The organism is Rothia sp. P7181 (genome assembly GCF_048513015.1).
Classification (GTDB): Bacteria; Actinomycetota; Actinomycetes; order Actinomycetales; family Micrococcaceae; genus Rothia.
Genome location: NZ_JBLXXZ010000007.1, coordinates 108,108 through 114,922, shown reverse-complemented (window position 1 = coordinate 114,922; position 6,815 = coordinate 108,108). Strand labels below are relative to the sequence as shown.

The 6,815-nt window shown below is 41.5% G+C and carries 6 protein-coding genes and 1 tRNA gene; 3 read left to right on the top strand and 4 right to left on the bottom strand.

Annotated elements, in window-relative coordinates:
• Together ACN08Z_RS05135 and ACN08Z_RS05130 are read right to left on the bottom strand one after the other, a co-directional pair.
• The coding region (locus tag ACN08Z_RS05135; protein ID WP_419103511.1) for a flavodoxin domain-containing protein at window positions 1–416 on the bottom strand (416 nt) is incomplete at its 3' end.
• Between the two features lie 13 nt (window positions 417–429).
• Window positions 430–1,020: a flavodoxin domain-containing protein gene (locus ACN08Z_RS05130; RefSeq protein ID WP_419103510.1), complete on the bottom strand. Its 591-nt coding sequence runs from the start codon at window positions 1,018–1,020 to the stop codon at window positions 430–432.
• Between the two features lie 327 nt (window positions 1,021–1,347).
• Between ACN08Z_RS05130 and pyk the strand changes: the two genes are divergently transcribed.
• Both pyk and ACN08Z_RS05120 read left to right on the top strand, forming a co-directional pair.
• Entirely contained in the window at window positions 1,348–2,823 is a 1,476-nt protein-coding gene (pyk, locus tag ACN08Z_RS05125; protein ID WP_419101798.1) for a pyruvate kinase, read from the top strand.
• A 192-nt stretch (window positions 2,824–3,015) separates the two neighbouring features.
• Window positions 3,016–3,095, top strand: a tRNA-Leu gene (locus tag ACN08Z_RS05120).
• A 176-nt stretch (window positions 3,096–3,271) separates the two neighbouring features.
• Here ACN08Z_RS05120 and ACN08Z_RS05115 read toward each other — a convergent pair.
• Both ACN08Z_RS05115 and ACN08Z_RS05110 read right to left on the bottom strand, forming a co-directional pair.
• Window positions 3,272–3,604 (bottom strand): hypothetical protein, encoded by a 333-nt coding sequence (locus ACN08Z_RS05115; RefSeq protein WP_419103509.1) that lies wholly within the window; start codon window positions 3,602–3,604, stop codon window positions 3,272–3,274.
• Window positions 3,605–3,717: 113 nt separating this feature from the next.
• Window positions 3,718–5,202 carry a Sau3AI family type II restriction endonuclease gene (locus ACN08Z_RS05110; RefSeq protein WP_419103508.1) on the bottom strand — a complete coding sequence of 495 codons (1,485 nt, stop codon included), beginning with the start codon at window positions 5,200–5,202 and terminating at the stop codon, window positions 3,718–3,720.
• A gap of 117 nt (window positions 5,203–5,319) precedes the next feature.
• On the opposite strand from ACN08Z_RS05110, the gene ACN08Z_RS05105 reads away from it, so the two are divergent.
• Window positions 5,320–6,612 carry a DNA cytosine methyltransferase gene (locus tag ACN08Z_RS05105; protein ID WP_419103507.1) on the top strand — a complete coding sequence of 431 codons (1,293 nt, stop codon included), beginning with the start codon at window positions 5,320–5,322 and terminating at the stop codon, window positions 6,610–6,612.
• Window positions 6,613–6,815 lie beyond the last annotated feature (203 nt).

Below are 6,815 nucleotides of genomic sequence, written 5' to 3'. Positions count from 1 at the left end.
AGCGTTTTATGTTTCATGCTGAGCTTGGTATGGTCTAGTCCTCCACGAAAATGGAAAATTTTAGCGTTCTCCGTTAACGTTTCGCCATAGTTCTTTATCACCATATTGTCTAACTTTTGGCGGCTACTACCTTCAAGCCCGTTAAAAGATACGGTAAAAAATACGCGTGGGAGTGGTCGCAATAGTTCAGCGTATTTTTGTGTTGTTTTTGCTCCTGTCAAAAATGTTCCATAGTCGCTAGCTCCGATAAGAACAATATCTGCTGATTGAATATTTTCTGCGCAGAGCTGTTCTGTAGCGCAAATTGTTACGTTGATAGTGTTGTCATGGTTAGTTAACGCTTCGGATATCCAGTGTGCATATTCTGTGGTGTATCCGTACTGGCTACCTGCTGAGATGAGAACACATGCTCCCATGAGGATACGCGCCTTAGCTTTCTACATTGGGGGAGAGATACCCTGCGACTGTTTCGACGAGGGGGAAGATGTCTTCACGGTTGGTGTAGTCTCCACCACCGTTGTCGAAAGATTCAATCATCTGTTTGTCGTATTCGTTCGCGTGAGGCTTGAGACGATATGCGGTGCGAACTCCTGCTAGAACAGTTTTGTGAGTTTTCGTCATTTGGGAGAGGTCTAGTCCTCCACGGAAGTGGTAGGTGGGGCAGTTTCCTGCGACGTCTTCTTTATAAGATTTCATGACGCGTTTGTCGAGGTATTCACGCGGGTATACGGCTAGACCGTTGAAACATACGGTGAAGAAGACACGGTGCGGAACTTTGAGCATTGCTTCACGGCGTTTGCGTAATGTTGGAGCACCGGTGAGGAACCCTCCAAGGTAACTTGCCCCGACGATGAGTACGTCAGCAGATTCGATGAGCTCGTCGGTGGCTTCTGCAATGGGGCTGAGGCTAATGTTGGGGGACTGGTCGAGAGCTTGGAGTTCTTCTGCAATCCAGCGGCAGTACCGTTCTGTAAATCCGTAGTTTGAGCCGAAGAGGATAACGACGTTTTGGGTGCTCATGAGTCTCACGTTTCTTTCATGCCGGTAAGGCGTGGTTTGCGGTGCTTTTATATCTCAAGAATAAAACAAGTTGAACGGCGATGGAACATTTAACGAATAAGATGTGTGTTTTTGTGGGAAATAGGCTGGTTTTATGAGTTATTTTTCTCATTTTTGGGACAAAAAGAAGGTTTATGCCCGTATAATGAGGTATGCACCCGGAGAGATGCTAAGAATATCTGTGAATGTGTGGGAATGTTATTTTTTGTGGCTCATTGAACGCACTATCGCAAGATGTTCTATCATCCCCCTTGTTGTCGCACCCCCAAACTTACTAAGGTTGTATACATGAGACGCGCAAAAATTGTTTGTACTATTGGTCCGGCAATCTCCTCTGAGGAGAAAATTAAGGCAGCTATTGAAGCTGGCATGAACGTCGCCCGCCTTAACATGAGCCACGGCGACCACGATGTTCACACAAATTCCTACAAGAACATTCGTAAACAGAGCAAAGCGCTCGGTAAAAACGTTGCCATTTTGGCAGACCTACAAGGCCCAAAGATTCGCCTTGAAACCTTCAAAAACGGTTCTGAAGTTCTAGAACCTGGTGATACTTTCAAAATTACGACCGAAGACGTTGAAGGTACCAAAGACATCTGTGGTACCACCTTCAAAGGGCTCCCTGGAGACGTCGCTCCCGGAGACACCCTGCTCATCGATGACGGAAAAATTCGTCTTGAAGCCATTGAAGTAACTGACACGACAGTAACAACACGCGTTGTTGTTGGTGGGCCTATCTCCAACAATAAAGGTATTAACCTTCCCGGCGTTGCGGTATCTATCCCCGCATTGACCGAAAAAGATGAACGCGACCTTCGCTTCGCTTTGAAACTTGGTGTCGACATTATCGCTCTTTCTTTCGTGCGATCTGGCGACGACATCGCTCGTGTTCACGAAATCATGGACGAAGAAGGATTCCGCATCCCCGTTATTGCGAAGGTTGAGAAGCCTCAGGCTGTTGACAATCTTCAAGACATCGTTGATAAGTTCGACGGTATCATGGTCGCTCGCGGTGACCTAGGCGTTGAATATCCTCTTGAAGAGGTCCCTCTCGTCCAGAAGCGAGCCATCGAACTTGCTCGCCGTTGGGCTAAGCCTGTTATCGTGGCAACGCAGGTTCTTGAATCAATGATTCATAACCCCACTCCAACTCGTGCAGAAGCATCTGACTGCGCTAACGCTATCCTTGATGGTGCAGACGCCGTCATGCTTTCTGGTGAAACATCTGTGGGCGAGTACCCGATTATCACCATTCAGACGATGGCTCGTATCGTCAAATCCACTGAGGAACGTGGCTTGTATCGCGTGCCTGAACTAGGCACTTCTCCTAAGACTCGTGGTGGTGCGATTACTCGTGCGGCAGTGAACGTTGCTGATCAGCTCAATGTTGATTACATTACCGCGTTCACTCAGTCCGGCGATACGGCTCGCCGTCTTGCACGTTTGCGCCCGTCGAAGCCTGTGATTGCATTTACTCCTGATCCTAAGGTTCGCGCATTCCTTGCAATGCTTTGGGGTGTAGACGCGGTAGAAGCTGCGAGCGTTGCAAACACTGATGAGATGACAGGTCTGGTCGACCAGTACCTTTTGGCTCAAAAAATTGCTGAACCTAATCAACTCATCGTTATGGCGGCTGGTTCGCCTCCAAGCGTTGCCGGCTCAACCAATATGTTGAAAGTTCACCGTATTGGTGACTTGGATGACGCTGGTGCTCTTCTTCCTGAAGAGAAAGAGAAACTTGGCCCTTGGGGTGAAGATTCCTAGCATCGTCACTCTCTAAGGTTTTATCCTGATACGAGAAGAAGCCCTGTCCTATGTTCTGTTTATGAGCGAGGATGGGGCTTCTTTCTGTTGTGCTGTGAGGCATTAGATAAAGTATTTTATGATTTCGGCTCTTTCGATTTCACTTTTGCGTAGTGATGGTGTATCGTAGAGGAGTGCTCTTAGCGCAGATGCGCCCAAGTGGCGGAATTGGCAGACGCGCCGCACTCAAAATGCGGTTCTTAGGAGTGTGGGTTCGAGTCCCACCTTGGGCACAACAATAAACCCTCTTCTTTCTTGTAGAAGAGGGTTTTTTATTGGTATTAACCCCACCCGGTAAGGTGTTATTTTGTGTTAGGGGAGAACGCTCTATTCTCGGAAAACCTGTAAAGGGTAATTTTGAAGCTTCACTTTCTCTCTATGAGATTCTCAATAGAAATATCTTTTGAATCTACGAGAGATATTTCACCGAAGGTGTGATTCCTCTACGTTTAAACTCTGCTTGAACTTCTGGGCGAGCGTCAATTGCTTCTAATGCTTCAACGGCGCAGTGGTATCCGGCCCATGTGCTGCCGTAGACGATAGGTTGGTGTTCTCTCCAGTTAACGTATAGTTCGGGGTCTATGGAGATAGCGTATTGATATACGAGCTCAGCGACCCATAGGGCTGTTTCGCTGTCTCCTCCGCCTCCAGTGTCGCAGTCGTGTTTTAGATGTTTGGGGAGCTTTTTTCTAACGTGTTGATTGAAGTCGTATGCGACATTTTCGAGTTTATAAAGGTCCATACTAGTTATCATTCCTCAGACTCTTTGAAATTATCTAAGAGCTAGGCGCTAAACATGTTATCAACTTGGTTTATTAAGTGCGTAACAGATATCTTAGGACTTTTCTCCTATATTTAGTCCCATTTTCCTTCCAATACATCTTTTAAAAACCTCTTGGGCAACCAAAATGAATGCTTTGTGATTTTTAATCCGCTGGGCAAGGTATCCGTATCAGATATCTTCCCCTTGCCGAGAAACTCTGATGACCTTATCTCATAGTAGGTGTTCTGCGCATGTATTTTTGTAAAAATTACTTTATTTACTCTACTCTGTGGGAAATTTGTTGATACTTTATTTCCTCTTACAGTGAGTTCTACTCCTTCGCGGATGATATTTTGAGTTTGTCTCCAAACCCGTTGAACTTCTTCTAGCAGTTGTTCGGGAAACCCCCAGAACTTAATATCGTCTAGAACAAAAGTATTCTTATCTTTTTCCTTGAAAATAACAAATAGAAATTTCTTACTAAATATTTCTAGATACGGGTGAGACTCTTCCCAGTTGTCTATATCTGCTAACTCTTGGAAAGAATAATTCTTAAACGGAGAATCTTCCTTTGGAAGCCCCGTGCTGTCAATACGAATTACTCGTAAATTCATATTAGATTTTTGAAATTCTTTTGTTTTATCAACATCTCCAGTGAGCCCTAAAATTTTTCGTATAAGAGTGTTGTTCTTACCTTTTGCTTTGGGATTTACACTAAAATATTGATATAATTCATCTGCTGAACGCCCCCTATGCTTTAAAATTTTCTCTGATATAATTTCTGTAAATATTTTGTCACTGTTCTTGACACCGTTTAATATGCTCTCTTGGTCAGGTTCGTCGAAAATTTTATGATTAATCAAGTAAGTCATGTAGCTTGACTTAAGTTCCCAAGCTCTTTGCTTAGCTAACTTATCAGAATAGGGTTGTGTTCTAAGGTCTTTCCCTTTTCCCGCACCTTTAGTACAAGTTGATAGATAATTTCCATCCGATTCAGATAATTCGTGTGCTTTTCCTGCTTTAATTTTTTGACTGATTTTTCGGTAATCTTCAAGAATTACCTTCATGTCTTCTTCGAACCATTTATAAAGAAAAACTTTTTTGATAGCGTAATCTTCTATTTTTTGATTTTCTAAGGTCCTTTCATAAAATAAAAGTAACATTTTTGCACACTTTTCCCATAGGTGGGTATCGTAAAAATTATCTAGATTTTCTTTATTGTAGTTAATAATTGTTAAAACGAGACGTTCTTTCGCGCTTATTGTTTTATTTTTATTAACTTTAAAGGGGGTAACTTTTAGCTCTAGTCCAGCTTTATCAAAGTCTGGTAAGGAGCTATTATTAGTTTGTAACCCATAGAAGTATCTTTCAATATAGTTACCGTATTGCCCTTTTGACTTTATGCTGATTTCTTTGTTGGTAACTTTTGATATCTTTTTTTCCTGGAAGTCTTTATAAGTCTTATACGGTGATAAATTATAAGATTCAATAATCCGAGACAGCGGTTTGTTTAGTAAATTATTTTTGGAATAGTCCACAATGCTTTCAATATTGCTGTCATCATAATCAAATAACATAAAAATCCTTACAAGCGTTAGAGTGCCTCTATTGTAACACCGCAGCACACTGGAGACTTGATCAATTTGCAACGGAATAGTATAATATGAATACATTCCGGTTTCTATAGGAGAAAAATGAAAGTCCTTGAGTTGTTTGCAGGTGTAGGCGGGTTCCGTGTTGGACTTGAAAACGCAGATAAAGACTTTTTTCAAACAAAATGGTCTAACCAGTGGGAGCCTTCTCGCAAGTCTCAAGATGCTTTTGAAGTGTATAACTACCAATTCCCTGACAGTAAAAATATCAATATCAGTATTTCTGATATTACAGATAATGATTTTGCTGAAATGGATGCAGACATAATCGTTGGAGGTTTTCCATGCCAAGATTATTCTGTGGCTCGTACCAAGAAAAACGAAATGGGTATCGAGGGTAAAAAAGGTGTCTTATTTTGGGAAATTATTAGAGCCACCAAAATCATTAAACCGAAATATTTAATTCTAGAGAACGTAGACCGACTCTTAAAATCTCCTTCAAAACAACGTGGGCGAGATTTTTCTATTATGTTAGCTTCTTTTAATAAGCTAGGTTACTCTGTTGAGTGGCGTGTTATTAATGCTGCTGAATATGGTAGAGGTCAGCGACGTAGACGTGTGTTCTTTTTCGTGTATAGAAATGATACCGAATTTGCTCAGAAAATTGACCGTGTTTTTGAGGGAGATGCTGTTCTCTCTGAAGAAAATAGATATGATGACTATATCTTCTGCCAAGGTTTATTTGCAACTCAATTCCCAATCAAAAAAAGTGTCATTAAAAATCGTAGGTCTTATTATCAGTTAAATGATGATATTGTTGAGTTATCTGATAATTTTACAGGTCAAGCATGGAATACTGGAATTATGCGTCATGGGATATGCTATAGCGTTGAAACTGAGCAAGCGTATCATGGAAATTCTTTAACTCTTGGTGACATTCTTCAAGATGAAGCATTAGTTGACGAAAAATATTATCTTGATGATGACGAGAAGATTGAAAAGTTTAAGTACCTAAGAGGTCCAAAACGAATTGAGCGAACTTCTGTAGATGGTTTTTCTTACATTTTTTCAGAAGGTGGAATGTCTCCTTATGACTATGAAAATTTGCCAAGTCGTACAATGTTAACGTCTGAAGGGAGCCTTAACCGCTCGACACATCTCATCTTTAGAAATGATCGTTATCGTCTTTTGACACCGATTGAAGCTGAACGCTTGCAAGATTTTCCAGATAATTGGACTGCCTACAAGAAAACTGCTGGCGGAGATGTTGTGCCGGTGAGTGACCGAATGAGGATGTTCTTTATGGGAAATGCTTTAGTTACTGAGATTGTTAAAGAGATTGGTAATTTTATTTTAAAAATAGAAAATAAAGAAGGTGGTCCTCTGAAGTCTTAATATTTAGAGGAATCTAAAATCTATAATCATTGTTGTCTTTATATATTAAGGCGTGCCTGTTGTTTAGGTGTTGATGTGTTCAGCTTTCTGAACTTTCCTTTACAACTGAAGTGAAGATAGAACCTTAGATACTTTATGAGAGCGTTTGAGAAGTCAGTTTTGAGGTTGTTTTACGGTTGATGAGGTTACAGTGGTGAATATTA